This is a genomic window from Desulfosporosinus sp. I2 (assembly GCF_000960765.1).
Taxonomy (GTDB): Bacteria; Bacillota; Desulfitobacteriia; order Desulfitobacteriales; family Desulfitobacteriaceae; genus Desulfosporosinus.
Genome location: NZ_JYNH01000095.1, coordinates 1 through 18,119 on the forward strand (window position 1 = coordinate 1; position 18,119 = coordinate 18,119).

Below are 18,119 nucleotides of genomic sequence, written 5' to 3' on the forward strand. Positions count from 1 at the left end.
ACTATCTCTAACGAGGTAGTCATTTTTGTGTTAGTTATTATGTACTAATTAGATGAGGCACCGGGGTTCCACCCGTTCGGGATCCACACTGCAGGAGTGTGCGTCACGAGTCGCAGTGTGGCGAAAAGCTCGTCCGCTTTTCGTATACCGAACACGGAAGTTAAGAATCCACACTGCAGGAGTATGCGTCACAAGTCGCAGTGTGGCGAAAGGCTCATCCTTCGCCACTAAGTCTTCCTTTGTGGTAGGTGGCTCGGCGATACTCATCCTCATCGCGATAGTATTCGTTAAGGGACGTGCGCATTCGGCGATACTCTCCACCGGAGAATATCGTCACCGGACACTATCGTGCCTTTCGTTCCAGGTCCAAGGATACTTGGAGCATAGCTCCTGGGAAAGTAGGATCCACACGGCTGGAGCGTTCGTCATAGGACGCCGTGTGGTGAAAGTCTCATCCGACTTTCGTATCGCCAGGTAAACAAGCAAAATGACTATCTCTAACGAGGTAGTCATTTTTGTGTTAGTTATTATGTACTAATTAGATGAGGCACCGGGGTTCCACCCGTTCGGGATCCACACTGCAGGAGAGTGCCTTATAAGTCGCAGTGTGGCGTTATGCTCCCCTTCTCGCCACGAAGTGTTCCTTTAGGGTGGGTGGCTCGGCGATACTCATCCTCAGTGTGTATAGCCTAATACCACCGTACGTCCCAAGAAGTTCGACCTCTTAGGTTGTGGGAGTACGTCACTTTGCTTAGTAATATTCTTTAGTAATAGAGTAACTTTTCCCCAATAAAAATGTAGTCTTTTCGACAGGATACATGATAGTATGTAGGTATGTTTATATTAAAGTATTAAAGGATATCTCAGAAGTCCTAGGGTCAGGCATTATCGACACTATCTGATGATTAGGATTTATGCAACGATAATAGCTAGTAAAGTAGTTTGGTAGTTAATAGTTTCAAGAAATATGTTGAATCTCTGAGTGAAAAGGGAGGAAAGTAACATATGTCATCAAAACTTGATGATTCCGTTGCCCAAAAAATAGTGGATTTTATTTATGGAAATAGTGGATATCATGGTATCGTTTGTGATGATACAGGAACAATCATTGCTGATTCAAATTCTGCTCAATCAAGAATAGGAATTCAACATAAGGGAAGTATGGAAATATTAACCAATGGTAATGATTTTGCATATGTCACTGCCGCAGATGCTGAAGCTACTGAAGGCCGATCCAAAGAGGGCTTTAGTGTGGTCATTAAAGCAGACGGTAGAATAATTGGTACATTTGCGGTTGCAGGGCCGTTAGCGATCGTTGAACCAGTTGCTAAAATAGCGGCTGGTATAGTAGTTATGATGTTCAGGGATGAAGAATTAAAAGAGATTATTCGCAATCAAGTTCAAAGTTTGAGCACTTCGGTTGAACAAGCTGCAAGTGCAGTACAACAAACAGCCGCTTCTGCCCAAGAGGTAGCTTCTATAAGCCAAATTATTGCAGAAGAAGCCCAAGAAGGAAAAAACCAGTTGCAGTCCACATCTGGCATTTTAGAACTTATTCGGAGAGTAGCTAAGCAAACTAACCTTTTAGGATTGAATGCTGCAATTGAAGCCGCGCGAGCTGGTGAACAGGGTCATGGCTTCTCAGTAGTTGCTGGAGAAGTACGAAAACTTGCAGAGGAAAGTAATCGTTCAGCTAATCAGATAAGCGCTATATTACTAGAATTTCAAGCTATTATCCAAAAAATTACGGAGAATTCCCTACGTAACAGTGCCATCACTCAAGAGCAGGCAAAGGCTAATCAGGAAATTGCTCAGTTAGTTGAAGGAGTGCTGCAAGTGAGCAGCAAATTGCAATCATTGTCTGCTAGCCTATAATCGTAAAAATAATAGTAGCTGTGGTTACTGTAGAAGATAATTTGTTAAGGGAAATTCTTTAACCGTTTTTGTATAAGGGGCAAAAAAAGACTACCTTTTGTGGTAGTCTTTTTTTGAGTTATCAAAGTAATTGATTCAATACATGAATTTTCTTCGGCAAGAGTTATTGGTCAGCGTGTTTATCTTTTTCATGTTTACAGGCGTCATATTCAAAGCGGAACTTCTGGTTACAATAAGAACAATGCACGAATTTCCCATCAGGTGCTTGTATTGGCATAATACCCACCTCCTTGCACACGATTCTAACCAGGTTTAATAATTTTTATACTTTTTACTTATAGGTGTGTGCGCTTTATTAACTTTTTCATAATATGGGTATGAGGTGAGGAAGATGTGGAGTAGGTGGAGCAGAGATATAAAGGCGGAATTGCAGTGGATGAAACGTAATTTTGTGCGTCGTTGGCAACTGGATACTCCAACAGGGATTATGGGCATGCTAGTAATAATATCAGCGCTATTGTTGTTTGTTGTAATTGGAAGTGGGATTGCACGTATCTTTCGGTCATTAGTTCCATGGGTTTCAGGGTCGAGAGTTGAAGAAATCTACTGGTACTCAATTAGCTTTGGAATAAAAACCAGTTTTTTATTCATTATTTTTAGTGCCTCACTTATTATATTTTTTCTCCGTAAGTTTTCCGAACGGCATTAGTAATAAAACAGTTATTGCATAAGCGCGACTCGGAATTGTGCTGTTAAAGGAAAACTCGATTTAATAATAGGTTAGTATTTAAGAATACATAAATTAGAACATTTAAAAAAATAATAACTATAAATGATGATTTTATCCTAAACTCTTCCGGCAAAATTTACTAATTTAAGTTCTAAGACAAATAGAGAGAAAATAGAAATAAACAGTGGACAAACTATAGATAATGTCGTTTTATAATTCTTGCATAGGGTGTACACCTATGTTAAAATTTATTGGTTGAAAGGGGTGGAATTTGTGGATTTTTTGTCTGGCATTTCAGGTACGCAAGTATTTAATATCATAATGGTTCCAGTACAAGTGGTTATAATCTTTTTAACCTTCTATTATTTTATCCTTTCTATGTTTGGGTTGTACAGGAAACAAGAGGTGAAGATACTTAAGCCAGAAAAGAGTTTTGCTATTGTCGTGGCTGCACATAACGAAGAAACGGTCATTGGGCCGTTAGTGGAGAATCTGCTACAACTTGACTATCCGAAAAAACTATACGATATCTTTGTTGTAGCTGATAATTGTACAGATAAAACGGCTTTAATTGCGAGGGGTTCTGGAGCCATTGTCCATCGGAGATTTAATACTGAGAAACGTGGAAAGGGTTATGCACTCGAATGGATGTTCCATCGTTTATTTCGGTTAGAGCGTCAATACGATGCAATAGTTATTTTCGATGCGGACAACCTAGTTAAGGAAAACTTCCTTTTTGAGATGAATAGTAAGCTATGCCAAGGTCATAAAATCGTTCAATGCTACCTGGATTCAAAAAATCCATTTGACACATGGGTGACTAATACGTTCTCTATCGCATTCTGGGTCACGAATCGTTTGCTCCAGCTTGCTAGGTACAATACTGGCCGTCTTTCGAACGTTTTGGGTGGGACAGGTATGTGTATTTCGACGAATGTCCTTAAGGAATTTGGATGGGGAGCGACTTCCTTAACGGAAGATTTAGAGTTTAGTATGAAAGCGCTATCCCATGGCATTAAGACGACTTGGGCACATGATGCAGTGGTTTACGATGAAAAGCCTTTAACGTTTATTCAATCTTGGTATCAACGGAAACGATGGGCACAGGGTCAAGTTGATGTCGCGGGACGTTATTTCTTCCCTCTGATTATTAAGGGACTACGTGAAAGGAAATTCATGTATATAGATGCCGCTATTCACCTTTTCCAACCGGCGCTAGTCATGATTGCGACCTTTTTTATGCTTACAAATCTTATTGCTGCAGTTCAAATTCACTATACTCAGGTATTCACCTTAGTAATGCCTTGGACTGGATGGCAGATTTTATCCGCTTTCCAATATCTTTACCCAGTTGCTGCATTGGCACTTGATCGATTACCATGGCGTGCTTATGTGGGACTCATTCTCTATCCGATTTTTATCTATAGTTGGATACCCATTGTCTTCTTAGGATTTATTAATCGTAAAGACAAGCAGTGGTCTCACACCAAACATACTCGCTCTATAAGTATAGAAGAGGTAGTTGTTAAACAGAAAAAAGTATCGACTAATTAAGGAGGAGGCTCAACCCTCCTCTCTATTTATGCTATTGGATAGGTATAAGTTTCTGGTAAGCATAAGGCAACTAAGGCGGCCACCTTTGCGCTAGTATTTAGAAAACAAAGGAAAATAACTTTACTTTGTTTTCTAAATGCAATAGGTTACTCTTGGAAAATGACATAATTTAGCGTAGATAAACCTTTAAAAAAGCTTTGACACAAAGCGTATTTTTGTGTATACTGATAATCGTCAGTTCTCGGGTGATTAGCTCAGTTGGTAGAGCGCCTGCCTTACAAGCAGGATGTCGGCGGTTCGAGCCCGTCATCGCCCACCATACACGATATTCGAAGTTTAAACATCGAACATCGAACATCGTACCTCGAACCTCGATCTTGGCCCCGTGGTGTAGTGGTTAACATGCCTGCCTGTCACGCAGGAGATCGTCGGTTCAAGTCCGATCGGGGTCGCCATACTCGATGTCCGAAGATCGTGATTCGAGGTTTGAAAGGTGAAGGTAAAACTTTACAAGGTAGAACCTAAAATGACGAATCTTGAGAGGAATACTGAGTTCGAATATCTAATTTCGAACATCGTACCTCGAATATGCCTCGGTAGCTCAGTCGGTAGAGCAGAGGACTGAAAATCCTCGTGTCGGCGGTTCGATTCCGTCCTGAGGCACCATGCGGGTGTAACTCAGTGGTAGAGTGTCACCTTGCCAAGGTGAAAGTCGCGAGTCCGAATCTCGTCACCCGCTCCACCCAATAATTTCCCTGGCGGCATAGCCAAGTGGTAAGGCAGAGGTCTGCAAAACCTCTATTCCTCAGTTCAAATCTGAGTGCCGCCTCCAATTAATTTGCCGATGTGGCGTAACTGGCAGACGCACGGGACTTAAAATCCCGCGGAGTAACATCCGTACCGGTTCGATTCCGGTCATCGGCACCATATGGGTTTGTAGCTCAGCTGGTTAGAGTACCGCGTTGACATCGCGGGGGTCGGAGGTTCGAGTCCTCTCAAACCCACCATATGAATATTTTAAGCTTCTCTTCGGAGGAGCTTTTTTCACACCCATAAACCAATGGTTTTCCAAGACTCCCTTAGATTTAGTTACGATTTGTTAATTTGTACAAGTGATTCTCTTTCGAGTTATAATAGGGGAAAATCTCAAGATAGGTGGGGTTAAGCTATGCGTATTGTCGTTGCTCCAGATTCATTCAAAGGGAGCCTATCGTCGATTGAAGTTGCAAATGCGATGGAAGAGGGAATATTATCTGTTTTTCCAGATGCCCAGGTCATCAAAGTACCTATTGCCGATGGGGGTGAAGGAACTACAGAATCATTGGTTAAAGCGACTCGTGGCCGATTCATGAATAATAAAGTAATTGGACCGTTAGGGAATCTAGTTGAAGCGTGCTGGGGGATTCTTGGTGATGAACAAACTGCCGTGATTGAGATGGCTGCAGCGTCAGGGCTTACGTTAATAGCCACGGGAGAACGAAATCCGCTGATTACAACGACCTATGGGACGGGTCAACTTATCAAAGCTGCCCTTGATCATGGGATCCGAAAGTTGATTATTGGGATTGGCGGTAGTGCTACTAACGATGGTGGAGCAGGAATGGCAAGAGCATTGGGCATAAAATTTCTTGATTCTTCAGGGAATGAATTGCCTAATGGGGGTGCAGCGTTAAGAGATTTAGAGAAGATTAACTGTACAGAGCTAGACCCTCGCTTAGCTGAAACGACGATATTAGTGGCTTGCGATGTTGATAATCCGCTCTGCGGTGTGCGCGGGGCCTCAGCTGTTTATGGACCTCAAAAAGGAGCTACTCCAGCCATGGTCGAAGAGTTAGATCAGGCGCTTAAACACTACTCGTTGATTGCTAAGGTAACTACTGGCAAAGACGTCGCGGAGTACCCTGGTGCAGGGGCTGCTGGAGGGCTGGGCGCAGGTTTAATGATTTTTGCCTCAGCCCAACTTAAACCTGGTGTTGAAATTGTCCTTGAGGCTACAAATTTTGAGGAAAAAGTTAAACATGCTGATGTGGTGATTACTGGTGAAGGGCGAACTGATTTTCAAACAGCTCATGGAAAGGCACCTGTCGGCGTAGCCTCGCTTGCCCAAAATTATAATGTTCCTACGATATGTATTTCTGGAGGGCTCGGTACGGGTTATGAGGATGTGTTACAAAAAGGAATAAAGGGGCTAATGAGCATCGTATCCCAGCCAATGACCTTAGAGGAATGCATGGACTCTGCTGGAGAGCTTGTTAAGGCTGCTACTAGTAGACTTTGTCAGTTGATCCATGTTGGGATGACTATCGGCTCAGGAATAAGCAGGACCAATGATGATGCATAGGCATGACGGTCGTTCATTGATATTTTTGCGATTGTCTAATATACTTAATAATGTTCTTTTTACTACGAATAATTTCGTGAGGAGATTATTCGTACTATATATTGATTGAAATGTGTCGAATGATTAGGGCTAGAAAGGTGGTGGCTTTTATGCATTTACTTGATCAAGGCAAGGCACCAATATATGAAGCACTGTTAAAATACAAATCTATGCGGGTTGTACCGTTTGATGTGCCAGGACATAAGCAAGGCAGAGGTAACCCCGAACTCACGGAATTTTTGGGTGAGAAATGTCTTTCAGTGGATGTTAATTCTATGAAGCCGCTAGATAATCTTGCTCATCCCGTCTCAGTAATCAAAGAAGCTGAAGAACTGGCAGCAGATGCTTTTGGTGCAGACCACGCTTTCTTTATGGTTAATGGCACGACATCAGCTGTTCAGGCTATGATTATGAGCGTGTGTAAACAGGGCGAAAAGATTATTATGCCGCGTAATGTTCATAGAAGTGCCATTAATGCTCTTATCATTAGTGGAGCAATTCCTGTTTATGTGAATCCCGGTGTCAATAATATGTTGGGGATACCACTAGGCATGTCCATGGATGAAGTTAAAAGAGCCATCAATGAAAATCCAGATGCCAAAGCAATTTTTATCAATAACCCTACTTATTATGGTATATGTTCCGACTTAAGAGCCATTACTGAGCTTGCCCATCGCCATAATATGTATGTCTTAGTCGATGAAGCGCATGGAACCCATTTCTACTTTGGAGCGGATATGCCAGTTAGTGCGATGGCAGCGGGAGCAGATATGTCTGCAGTCAGTATGCATAAAACAGGTGGGTCATTGACCCAAAGCTCATTTTTACTAAAAAATGCCCGTCTTAGCACAGGTCATGTGCGCCAAACGATTAACCTAACACAAACTACCAGCGGTTCCTATCTGCTGCTTTCGTCTCTCGATATTTCTAGACGTAACCTAGCTTTAGACGGAAAAAACATTTTTGGAAAGGCCACTTCTCTTGCCAACTATGCGCGGGAAGAAATCAATAAAATTGGTGGCTATTATGCTTTTTCCACAGAACTTATTAATGGGAATTCGGTGTTTGATTTTGATCAAACTAAGCTGTCAATTCATACTAGAGAAATTGGGCTGGCAGGAATTGAGGTTTATGACATTCTCCGTGATGATTATGGAATTCAGATCGAATTCGGAGATATCGGGAATATCTTGGCCATTATCTCGGTTGGAGATCGCGCCTTGGCGTTGGAACGACTGGTATCTTCTTTGTCTGAAATAAAAAGACTATATATGAAGGATAAAACGGGAATGCTTGATCATGAGTATATTAATCCAGAGGTGGTTATGGCACCACAGCAAGCCTTCTATTCCGAGCAACGTTCTGTCGCCATCAAAGACAGTACAGGGTATATAAGCGGAGAATTTGTGATGGCTTATCCGCCAGGTATTCCTATTTTGGCTCCAGGAGAACGAATAACAGAGGAAATTATTGATTATATTGCTTATGCTAAGTCAAAGGGTTGCTTTCTGACAGGGACAGAGGATATGGACATCAAAAACATTAGAGTAGTGGAGGTTTAATAATTATGGAATTATGGTATACGGAACAGCATACTGACGACGTTCGCTTTTCCATTAAAGTGGATAAGCCTCTCTATACAGGTCAGAGCGAGTTCCAAAGAATTGACGTCTTTATTTCTAAGGAATTTGGGACTTTCTTTACCCTAGATGGCTTGATGATGGTCACTGAAAAAGACGAATTTATTTATCATGATATGATTGTTCATGTGCCTATGGCAACCAACCCAAACATTAAAAATGTTTTGGTGATTGGTGCGGGGGATGGCGGAACAGTAAGAGAACTGACACGTTATAGTACCATTGAAAACATAGATATGGTTGAGATAGATAAATTGGTTGTTGATGTGTGCAGAGAATATTTGCCCCAGACCGCCTGTAAACTGGATGATCCCAGAGTACACTTGTATTTTGAAGATGGGCTGAAATTTGTCCGCTCCAAAGCAGCTGCCTATGATTTAATCATTGTTGATTCAACCGATCCTTTCGGACCAGGGGAAGGACTGTTTACAAAAGAGTTTTACGGCAACTGTTCCAAAGCTTTAAAAGAAGATGGAATCCTTGTCAATCAGCACGAAAGTCCCTATTATAAGGAATATGCCAGGTCCATGCAAAGAGCACACAAACGGATTAAAGAATTTTTCCCAGTTTGTAGGGTTTATCAGGCGCATATCCCAACCTATCCGTCGGGTCACTGGCTGTTTGGTTTTGCCTCAAAAACGTACGATCCACTGACCGATATAGACGAGCAAGCGTGGAACAGCTTGGAGATTAAGACAAAGTATTACAACACTGAGATTCATAAAGGGTGCTTTGCGCTACCTAACTACGTAAAAGAGCTACTAGTAAGTGCAGAGGAATAGGAATAGAGGAAAGCTGGTTTAGGTGGCGGTTGGCCATCGGATAAAGGCATGCCTAAGCATGGAGGCGCCAGTCTTTTCAAACCTAAATAGCAAATGAAAGTCTCCCGAATAGGAGACTTTTTATAGTTTATATTAACTAGTACAAGTAAAGGGATACCTATGGGTGTCCCTTTACTTGTACTAGCGCTTAAGGGCAACTAAGGCGGCCGCCTTCGCCAAGGCTAACTAGAAGGCTAATTCGTGCGAAGACAGTGTCTTCGCTCCGCTAAGCTAACACGTGCGAAGACAGTGTATTCGGGCGCCAGCCAAGTTTTCTTTATCCCTTTTAGGGCTGAATTTGCTATTAGCTTTTTCTTTTAGGAATGAAATATTGCGTTTTTGGAAATATTAAGGAGTGTCACTAGCGTTTAAAAAATAAAAAATGCTAGGAGATTGGCCTAACCGAAATATGGCTTAAAGAAGGTCATATACTCTATTATGGAGGGGTGCCAGTGGAACATTCCGTGCAATTAGGGACGCAATACTACCGGGAGAGTATCTGTTCACGTTTGCTCCAACTACGTGACCGCGAAAAACTCCCCTTTCAAATTATAGAACATCAGCATGGGAAACGTTGGATTATTAAGTGTCAGTTTCAAGACCATTCATTAAAGGCCACAGAAAATGAAGCGATGGTCCAAAAAATTCATCGTTACTATCTAGCCAATGCTTTAGCAGAAACAATTTTACATCATTGGGAAAAAGACCACGTTGTACAAATTCTTAAAAAAAAGCAATACCTAAAACAAAATAACTGGCAGGTAATTCTCAATAAGGCTTTGGATTATTTGAATAATGGACTAGGGCAGGTTCAAGGCTATCATGTTAACCGTAAGACGATCCTAGTCACCCAGATTTTAAGTTGCTTAGCTCAAAGCACTGTTTTTGACATAGAGGGGTTTTTGAAATTCCGTGCCCAGGAGTATAGAAATGAAGTAAGCAAAGCAGTAGAATACGCGATTGATGAGTATGTTCTTGAAAAAGAATATTTAGAATTTATTCAACTGTTAAAGCATTTCGTGGATAGTCAAAGACCACGTCTGGAGTGTTTACATGTCGGAATGACACCCCAAGGGAAATTCCATCTATATAATAGTGAAGGAGTCAAAGTAACTCATCATTTCCTTGAAGACTATCAACTTGATAATATTCATGAGCTAGGATATGAAGATTTATTGGTGAGTGCTCTAATAGCCGTCGCACCTCGTCAAATTACGTTGCATATACGTTATGATGGTTACAAAGATACCTTACAAACAATTCGAAGCGTTTTCGGAGATCGAGTGTGTGATTGTAAAGGCTGTTCTCTCTGTGAAAAGTTTTGACAAATAAGTGAGTAACTTGTTATAATAAGTCAGTTCGGTGAATCTAGTTTAAAACGTTGACAGGGAGAGTATTCTGAAACTACCGTGCAAGAGAGGGAACGCCAAGGCTGAAAGCTTCCTCATGGACGTACAGGAGAAAACCACCCTTGAGTGTTGGGCTGAAATTTAGTAAGCTCTGCCGTTCCCCGCGTTAAGGGAAATCGAGTGAGAGGTGCATTTTTGAACCTTTCAATTGGGTGGAACCACGGAAGTAGAACTTTCGTCCCTATTTAGGGACGGGAGTTTTTTATTATTAATAATGTACTAAGGAGTGAAATAATATGATTAAGGTCACCTTAAAAGACGGCACAATTCGCGAGGTTGAACAAGGAACTACCATCGCAGAATTGGCATTATCTATCTCTCGGGGACTCGCGAAGGTTGCTGTTGCAGGGAAAGTCAACGATAAGACGAAAGATCTTTCCTATCCACTGACCGAAGATGCGGCTGTGGAGATCGTAACGCTTGATAGTGAGGAAGGATTAGACGTTTTAAGACATTCTACAGCGCATTTAATGGCTGAGGCTGTAGGAAATCTCTTTCCTGGGACTAAATTTGGGATTGGGCCCGCAATTGCCAAAGGGTATTACTATGACTTCGACTCAGAACATGTCTTTACTCCTGAGGACCTGGTAAGTATTGAAAAGGAGATGAATCGACTCGTTAAAGAAAAGCATTCTTTCCAACGAAGAGAAGTCTCCCGAGCAGAGGCCCTTTCTCACTTTGGCAAATTGGGAGAAAAGTATAAAGTTGAACTGATTGAGGGACTTCCTGACGATGCAACGATTTCAATGTATACGCAAGGGAACTTTACAGACCTTTGTGCCGGACCACATCTTCCTTCTACAGCAAATATTAAGGCCTTTAAGCTCATGAGCTTAGCAGGTGCATATTGGCGTGGGAGTGAAAAGAATAAAATGCTTCAGAGGATCTACGGAACTGTGTTTGCTAAACCAGCAGACCTAGAAGATCACTTGTTTAAATTGGAAGAGGCTAAGCGACGGGACCATCGTAAACTTGGTTTGGAACTTGATCTCTTTAGCTTACATGAAGAGGGCCCCGGTTTTCCGTTTTTCCATCCTAAAGGCATGATCTTGCGTAATGCGCTGGAAGATTTTTGGCGGCAGGAACACCGGCGACGTGGATATCAAGAGATCAAGACTCCTATTATTCTCAATCGCTCGATGTGGGAACAATCGGGACACTGGGATCATTACAAGGAAAACATGTATTTTACAGAAATTGACGATCAAGATTTTTGCGTGAAACCCATGAACTGTCCGGGTGGCATGATCATGTATAAGACAAAAATGCGCAGTTATCGTGACCTCCCGCTTCGTGTAGGGGAACTGGGACTTGTACACCGCCATGAACTTTCGGGTGCACTCCACGGCTTACTACGTGTTCGAAACTTTACTCAGGATGATGCGCATATTTTTATGCTCCCTTCTCAAATCAATGAAGAACTCATTGGGGTTATTGAACTAGTTGACTATTTCTATAAAGTGTTTGGTTTTGAATATAATGTCGAATTATCGACCCGGCCTGAAGATTCTATGGGCTCGGATGAGGATTGGGAAACAGCCACCAAGGCCCTTCAGGCAGCCTTAGAAGATAAGGGGATCGAATACAAGATTAATCCTGGGGATGGAGCCTTCTATGGACCCAAGATCGACTTTCATGTCAAGGATTGCCTCGATCGGACCTGGCAGTGTGGAACGATTCAACTCGATTTCCAAATGCCCGAGAAGTTTGACTTATCCTATATCGGGGAAAGACGGTCAAAAGCATCGCCCAGTCATGGTTCACCGGGTTGTGTATGGAAGTATTGAACGATTTATTGCTCTGCTGACAGAGCACTATGCGGGCGCATTCCCCGTCTGGCTGGCACCGATTCAGGTTCGAATCCTGCCGATTAGTGAGCGGCATCACGAGTACGCCAAGTCGCTAGCTTCGCGTCTCAATGAATTAGATATCAGGGTGGAAACGGATGAACGCAAAGAAAAGATTAGCTATAAGATTCGAGAGGCTCAAACTGAAAAGATCCCTTATACTTTAGTCGTTGGAGACCAGGAAGCCGAATCTAATAGGGTGGCAGTCCGCAGATATGGTCAAGGGGATGCCGGAGAAAAAATGTCGGTTGATGAGTTTAGTGCGTTAATCCAAGAAGAAATTAAGAGTAAGAGACTTTTAAAGGCTAATCTTAAAGAGGAATAATTGTCTCGGGGATTTCGAGCAGCATGAGAGTCTATGTATTCATCGCATTGTCAATGATAGAGAACTGCAAGATGTAAAGATGACATGTTGACATGAGAAGGTTTTTGATGTAAGATGTTTAAGTCAAGTAGAAGCCATCCGCTTCTCACCTTACGACGTTCGTTGTTAAGGTATCTTCTGGTCTTGAGCTTAGTTGTGCTCGTGATTATATAGAAGACGGGTGGTAATTCATCCGTCTTTTTTGTTTGTGCTAAATAAATTTTTTGGAGGTGGTTTCTTATTAGCAAGGACTTAAGACTCAATGACGAAATCCGGGTTCGGGATGTTCGTCTCGTCGGAGAAGAAGGAGAACAACTTGGGATCATGGCGACTAGAGATGCCTTGAGCCTCGCAATCGGGAAATCGTTAGATCTTGTGGAGATTGCACCGACGGCCAAACCCCCAGTCTGTAAACTAATGGACTATGGCAAGTACAAATACGAGCAGGCCAAACGGGACAAAGAAGCTCGTAAAAAGCAAAAGAGCATGGAAATCAAAGAAGTCAAATTGCGTCCAAACATTGAGGACCATGACTTCGAAACCAAAGCCCGCAACGCCCAACGCTTTTTGTTGGATGGGGATAAAGTAAAGGTGACGATCATGTTCCGCGGACGGGAAGTCACGCATCCTGAGTTGGGTAAAGCGTTATGCGTGAGACTTGCCGAATTCTGTAAGGCAGAGTGTACGGTAGAGCGCGAAGCAAAACTTGAGGGTCGAAACATGATTATGATTTTGGCTTCAATTAAACACGATTAATAGCAAAAGGGGGATTACGAAAATGCCTAAAATGAAAACTCACCGAGGCGCAGCAAAGCGCTTTAAGAAAACAGGAACTGGCAAGATTATTCGTATGCATGGATACACTAGCCACATGTTGGAGAAAAAATCGCCAAAGGCAAAACGGAATTTGCGCAAATCGACTGTGATGCACAAATCTGATGCAAAACGGATTGCAAATTTAATTGCTTATCTATAAATACTTGAGTTAGAAGGAGGTTTCTTTGATATGGCCCGTGTAAAAAAAGGCATGACCAAACATGCTCGCCACAAAAAAATATTAAAATTAGCTAAAGGATATCGTGGAGCGAAAAGTAAACTCTACCGTCCCGCTAATGAACAAGTCTTAAAATCTTTAGCATATTCTTATGCTCATAGAAAAGATAACAAAGGGAACTTCCGTAAGCTCTGGATCGCCAGAATCAATGCGGCTGCCCGCATGAACGGTTTATCCTATAGCCGCATGATGGACGGATTGAAGAAAGCAGGAGTTACAGTCAATCGTAAGATGCTGGCTGAACTCGCAATCAGCGATGCTGCAGCGTTTACGGAAATTGTCAATGTTGCTAAAGCGCAGGTCAAGGCTTAAAGACAGAAAGAGAGGGTGCGAAGGCATCCTCTTTTGGTTATACTAGTAGGGGCAATTCATGACTTGCCCCTACTCAAGACTTGCCTTTACAATTTCTCATGAACTGCCCGTACAATTTTCCATACTCCCCCTAGGAGGTGCATAGATGATTGAGTCCTTACAGAATGAGCAGGTAAAATATGTTGCCTCGTTACAGCGACGTAAAGTCCGCGAGGAGGCTCAGTTATTCGTGGTCGAAGGGTGGCGCTTCGTCGAAGAAGCAGTTTTAAGAGATGCTTTGATCACAAAGGTCTATGTTTGCTTGGAACGTGAGCCGTCAGAGTGGCAGTCTCTGCTAAACAGGTTACGAGAACGAAACATCCCCTTTGAGGAAGTGGATGAACGTGTTCTGCGTAAAATGAGTGCGACTGAGGAGCCACAAGGGATTTTAGCGATTGTACGGCAAACCAATCATTCGTGGTCAGAGATAGCTATTGACCGGCAAACCGTCTTGCTAATTATTGATGGTATTCAGGATCCAGGAAATCTAGGGACAATTTTACGCACAGCGTTGGCCGCGGGAGTCCATTACATCTGTATGACGCCAGGGACGGTGGATGTTTATAATCCCAAAGTATTGCGGAGCACGATGGGGGCCCTTTTTTCGCTAGTTCTTTTGCCCTCGAGGCAACCGAAGGAAATTTTGGACTTTTGTGATGCGCAGGGTTTAAGTGTCTTGCTGGGGGATATCGAGGGGGAATCGATTTATCACACCAGCTTGACTGAGGGTCCATTGGCGTTGGTTGTCGGAAATGAGGGAAAGGGCCCGTCGCTATCCTTTAAAATTAAGGATGTTCAGCGAGTAACGATTCCGATGGCTCAAAATGTGGAGTCCCTTAATGTAGCCATGGCTACAGGTATCTTACTCTACGAAATTATGCGACAAAGGGGTTTCTTGTAAAACTCTTTAGAGAATGCTATAATTTTCTGTGAACATCTCTATGTAAAATTCACATAAAATAATGCGATGATCAGGTTAAAATGGAGTGTTTTCTTATCAGGGAGGCGTGGCCAAGACTGTGAGCCAGCTAAGAAGGTACCCACCTCCTTCATTAATATGAAGAGGTTAAAATTCGCCTGAGAGTGGTCTGCTGATTTGTAGGTAGGCCCGGTCTCCTCCGTTAACAGGACTTAAGTGTGGCCGGATTGGTCAAACTAGGGTGGTACCGCGAGAATGAAACTCTCGTCCCTTTCATAGGGGGCGGGAGCTTTTTTATTTTTAAATTATAGATGAGGGTTTAGTGAAAGGGTGGTTAAACTTGAAGCATGAAATACAACGCATTGGAGAGGAAACGTTAAAGGTACTGAAAGATATGGAAAGTTCAGAAGCACTCCAAGAGCTGAAAGTAAAAATCCTTGGAAAAAAGGGCTCTTTAACAGCCTTACTGCGTCAAATGGGAGGCTTAAGTCCGGAGGAACGACCTATTATGGGACAGGTCGTCAACGAAGTACGTAGTCGCTTAGAACAAGCTTGGGAAGAACGTAGTGCGGAACTTGAAGCAATAGCCTTAGAGAAACGGTTATCTTTGGAACGTATTGATATCACATTACCGGGAAGACGGGTTCCGCGTGGACATCACCATCCTCTTACCCAGGTTATGGAGGAAATTGAAGATATATTCTTGGGTATGGGCTTTCAAATTGCTGAAGGGCCCGAAATCGAGTCGGATTATTATAACTTCGAAGCGCTTAATTTGCCGAAAGAGCATCCAGCCCGTGAAATGCAGGATTCCTTCTACATTACTGAGGAAATTTTGCTTCGCACTCAAACCTCTCCTGTTCAAGTTCGAACGATGGAGAAGTTGTTTCCTTATCTTCCAGTCAAGGTTATTGCGCCGGGAAAAGTTTATCGAAATGATGACGATGCAACACATTCTCCGATGTTCCACCAGGTGGAAGGGCTTATCGTCGATCATGGGATTCGCATGTCAGACTTAAAGGGGATCCTCTTAAACTTTTCGCGCCAAATGTTTGGGGATTCGAGAGAAATTCGTTTAAGACCGAGCTTTTTTCCGTTCACGGAGCCAAGTGCAGAAGTGGATGTTTCCTGTATGCTTTGTGGGGGAGCAGGATGTCGACTTTGTAAAGGAACGGGCTGGATTGAAATATTAGGATCGGGAATGGTTCATCCACGGGTTTTAGAGGCCGGTGGATATGATCCAAAAGAAGTGACGGGTTTTGCTTTTGGTATGGGGGTTGAGCGCATTGCCATGCTGAAGTTTGGGATTGAAGATATGAGGCTCTTATTTGATAACGATTTGCGCTTTTTGCAGCAGTTTTAAGGGGGAAACGTCATGAAAGTCAGTATGGAATGGTTGCGCGAGCTTGTCGATTTGGACCAAAGTGCAGAACAATTAGCGGAGACCCTAACCCGTGGCGGGATTGAAGTAGAGGGTGTCGAGAATCTCAATAAAGGTTTCGAAAAAGTGGTGATCGGAGAAATTGTCAGTTTAGCGAAACATCCAGATGCTGACCGACTTTTAGTGTGTGACATTAATGTGGGTCAAGAGTCAGTGGTGATCGTTACGGGAGCCCAAAATTTATTAGTCGGAGACCGGATTCCTGTTGCTATGGTGGGAGCGACTCTTCCTAATGAGCTTTCAATTCGAAAGTCCAAACTTAGAGGAGTTGTCTCACTGGGCATGTTATGTTCGCGTGAGGAGCTTTTGTTGGATGAGACTGTAGGATTAGATCGCAGTGCAGGCGGGATCCTCATTTTGCCACCCGAGGCCCCTATCGGAGAGAATTTCGGGCATTATTTAGGGCGTGAAGATAGTGTCTTGGATTTAGAACTCTATCCAAACCGGCCGGATTGTTTAGCGATGGTCAATGTTGCCCGTGAAGTTGCGTCTCTTACCAAGAAAAAGCCCCATTTGCTGAAATGGGCCGACCAGCATCAAGAACTCTCTTTGCCAACAGCTTCGGATCTTCGGATTATCATTGAAGATGAAGACTTATGTTGGCGTTATGCAGGACTAGTGGTGGAAGATGTTCAGATTGAACCTTCTCCAGAATGGATGCAGAGACGTTTGAAAGCCTCAGGCGTTCGTCCCATTAATAATATTGTGGATATTACGAACTACTGTATGATGGAAATGGGACAACCGCTGCATGCGTTCGACCGAGATAAGATACAAGGGGATGTTCACGTTCGATGTGCCTATCCAGGGGAAAAAATCGTCACCTTAGATGGAGTGGAGCGGAACCTTCAAACAGACACTTTGCTCATTGCCGATGACCATGTAGCTTTGGGATTGGCTGGCGTCATGGGCGGCCTGGACAGTGAAGTAACGAAGGATACCAAGCGGCTAATGATTGAATCGGCTCATTTTTCTCAGGTCAGTATTCGCCGAACCAGTCGTCGCTTAGGACTTAGGTCGGAGGCCTCTAATCGCTTTGAAAAGGGTCTCGATGCGCATGGAGTCGTGGCTACACTAGGTCGAGTTTGTGATTTACTCCTAGAATTAGGGGCAGGTCGTCCGGTAGCCTTGGTCGATGAAGTGAAGAAACTCCCCTCTGGCCGTCAAGTCAGCCTTTCTGCAGAACATACATCTACTGTGCTGGGGGTTGAACTGAAGGTGGATGAGATTCGTCAAGTCCTAGATAATTTAAACTTTGAGTATCAACAACAAAAGGGATTATTCCAGGTCGAGATTCCTTCTTACCGCTCGGATATTGAGATCGAAGAAGATCTTATGGAAGAAGTGGCCCGCCTAATCGGGTATGACCGAATTCCTACAACTCTACCGCAAGGGGATTTGACCCAAGGAAGCAGAACTCCAGGGCAAGAATTTCGCCGTCGCTTGCGTAGGACCCTGGTCCAATCTGGGATGGATGAGGTACTGACCTATACATTTACTCGCGCAGAGTCCGATGCACAATGGGGCAGTGCTCAGCATTCGATTCCTTTGCTTAACCCGTTGCGGGAAGAACTCAGTGTGATGCGCACCTCGTTGGTGCCGGGACTCCTAGATGTGGCGGCTCGGAATGTAGCGCGCCGCAACATGGAAGTGAGCATTTTCGAGATAGGAAATACGTATTGGGGAGAAGAGCAACCCTTACGGGATCTTCCTCGTGAAGAATTGCGTGTAGCC

At 43.3% G+C, this 18,119-nt stretch carries 13 protein-coding genes, 7 tRNA genes, 1 pseudogene and 2 other annotated features; of the genes and pseudogenes, 20 read left to right on the top strand and 1 reads right to left on the bottom strand.

Annotation, left to right across the window (positions count from 1 at the left end; translation table 11 throughout):
• Window positions 1–48 precede the first annotated feature (48 nt).
• Complete coding sequence (locus UF75_RS28460; RefSeq protein ID WP_156146500.1) at window positions 49–321, bottom strand: hypothetical protein; 273 nt, start codon at window positions 319–321, stop codon at window positions 49–51.
• Window positions 322–1,005: 684 nt separating this feature from the next.
• Between UF75_RS28460 and UF75_RS17795 the strand changes: the two genes are divergently transcribed.
• From UF75_RS17795 to pheT, 20 genes and pseudogenes are all read left to right on the top strand, one after another.
• Window positions 1,006–1,875: a methyl-accepting chemotaxis protein gene (locus tag UF75_RS17795; protein ID WP_045575926.1), complete on the top strand. Its 870-nt coding sequence runs from the start codon at window positions 1,006–1,008 to the stop codon at window positions 1,873–1,875.
• Between the two features lie 1,003 nt (window positions 1,876–2,878).
• On the top strand, window positions 2,879–4,159 hold the full coding sequence (locus tag UF75_RS17805; RefSeq protein WP_045575928.1) for a glycosyltransferase family 2 protein: 1,281 nt from the start codon (window positions 2,879–2,881) through the stop codon (window positions 4,157–4,159).
• A 243-nt stretch (window positions 4,160–4,402) separates the two neighbouring features.
• Window positions 4,403–4,478: transfer RNA gene (locus tag UF75_RS17810), tRNA-Val, on the top strand.
• A 60-nt stretch (window positions 4,479–4,538) separates the two neighbouring features.
• Window positions 4,539–4,614 (top strand) — tRNA-Asp (locus UF75_RS17815).
• A gap of 135 nt (window positions 4,615–4,749) precedes the next feature.
• Window positions 4,750–4,825, top strand: a tRNA-Phe gene (locus UF75_RS17820).
• Window position 4,826: 1 nt separating this feature from the next.
• A tRNA-Gly gene (locus tag UF75_RS17825) sits at window positions 4,827–4,901 on the top strand.
• Window positions 4,902–4,916: 15 nt separating this feature from the next.
• Window positions 4,917–4,991: transfer RNA gene (locus tag UF75_RS17830), tRNA-Cys, on the top strand.
• An 8-nt stretch (window positions 4,992–4,999) separates the two neighbouring features.
• Window positions 5,000–5,086: transfer RNA gene (locus tag UF75_RS17835), tRNA-Leu, on the top strand.
• 3 nt (window positions 5,087–5,089) lie between these two features.
• Window positions 5,090–5,166, top strand: a tRNA-Val gene (locus UF75_RS17840).
• Between the two features lie 161 nt (window positions 5,167–5,327).
• Window positions 5,328–6,500 (top strand): glycerate kinase, encoded by a 1,173-nt coding sequence (locus tag UF75_RS17845; protein ID WP_045575929.1) that lies wholly within the window; start codon window positions 5,328–5,330, stop codon window positions 6,498–6,500.
• A 149-nt stretch (window positions 6,501–6,649) separates the two neighbouring features.
• The gene (locus UF75_RS17850; RefSeq protein WP_045575930.1) at window positions 6,650–8,101 is read left to right on the top strand and encodes an aminotransferase class I/II-fold pyridoxal phosphate-dependent enzyme; all 1,452 of its coding nucleotides are present in this window, start codon (window positions 6,650–6,652) and stop codon (window positions 8,099–8,101) included.
• A 5-nt stretch (window positions 8,102–8,106) separates the two neighbouring features.
• A complete protein-coding gene (gene speE / locus UF75_RS17855) occupies window positions 8,107–8,961 on the top strand; it encodes a polyamine aminopropyltransferase (protein ID WP_045575931.1) in 855 nt (284 codons plus the stop codon).
• Window positions 8,962–9,452: 491 nt separating this feature from the next.
• Window positions 9,453–10,325, top strand: coding sequence for a putative sporulation protein YtxC (locus tag UF75_RS17860; RefSeq protein ID WP_045575932.1), 873 nt, complete (start codon window positions 9,453–9,455; stop codon window positions 10,323–10,325).
• A 47-nt stretch (window positions 10,326–10,372) separates the two neighbouring features.
• Window positions 10,373–10,595, top strand: a binding site (T-box leader).
• A gap of 50 nt (window positions 10,596–10,645) precedes the next feature.
• Window positions 10,646–12,581, top strand: a pseudogene (gene thrS, locus UF75_RS17865) (threonine--tRNA ligase).
• Window positions 12,582–12,700: 119 nt separating this feature from the next.
• Window positions 12,701–12,831 (top strand) — a sequence feature (ribosomal protein L20 leader region).
• A gap of 29 nt (window positions 12,832–12,860) precedes the next feature.
• Complete coding sequence (gene infC, locus UF75_RS17870; RefSeq protein ID WP_242860314.1) at window positions 12,861–13,376, top strand: translation initiation factor IF-3; 516 nt, start codon at window positions 12,861–12,863, stop codon at window positions 13,374–13,376.
• Between the two features lie 22 nt (window positions 13,377–13,398).
• Window positions 13,399–13,596: a 50S ribosomal protein L35 gene (gene rpmI / locus UF75_RS17875; RefSeq protein ID WP_034144088.1), complete on the top strand. Its 198-nt coding sequence runs from the start codon at window positions 13,399–13,401 to the stop codon at window positions 13,594–13,596.
• 30 nt (window positions 13,597–13,626) lie between these two features.
• Window positions 13,627–13,986 carry a 50S ribosomal protein L20 gene (gene rplT / locus UF75_RS17880; RefSeq protein WP_045575934.1) on the top strand — a complete coding sequence of 120 codons (360 nt, stop codon included), beginning with the start codon at window positions 13,627–13,629 and terminating at the stop codon, window positions 13,984–13,986.
• 145 nt (window positions 13,987–14,131) lie between these two features.
• Window positions 14,132–14,926, top strand: coding sequence for an RNA methyltransferase (locus UF75_RS17885; protein ID WP_045575935.1), 795 nt, complete (start codon window positions 14,132–14,134; stop codon window positions 14,924–14,926).
• A 358-nt stretch (window positions 14,927–15,284) separates the two neighbouring features.
• On the top strand, window positions 15,285–16,307 hold the full coding sequence (gene pheS / locus UF75_RS17890) for a phenylalanine--tRNA ligase subunit alpha (RefSeq protein ID WP_045575937.1): 1,023 nt from the start codon (window positions 15,285–15,287) through the stop codon (window positions 16,305–16,307).
• 12 nt (window positions 16,308–16,319) lie between these two features.
• On the top strand, window positions 16,320–18,119 hold a 1,800-nt coding region (pheT, locus tag UF75_RS17895), incomplete at its 3' end, for a phenylalanine--tRNA ligase subunit beta (RefSeq protein WP_045575936.1).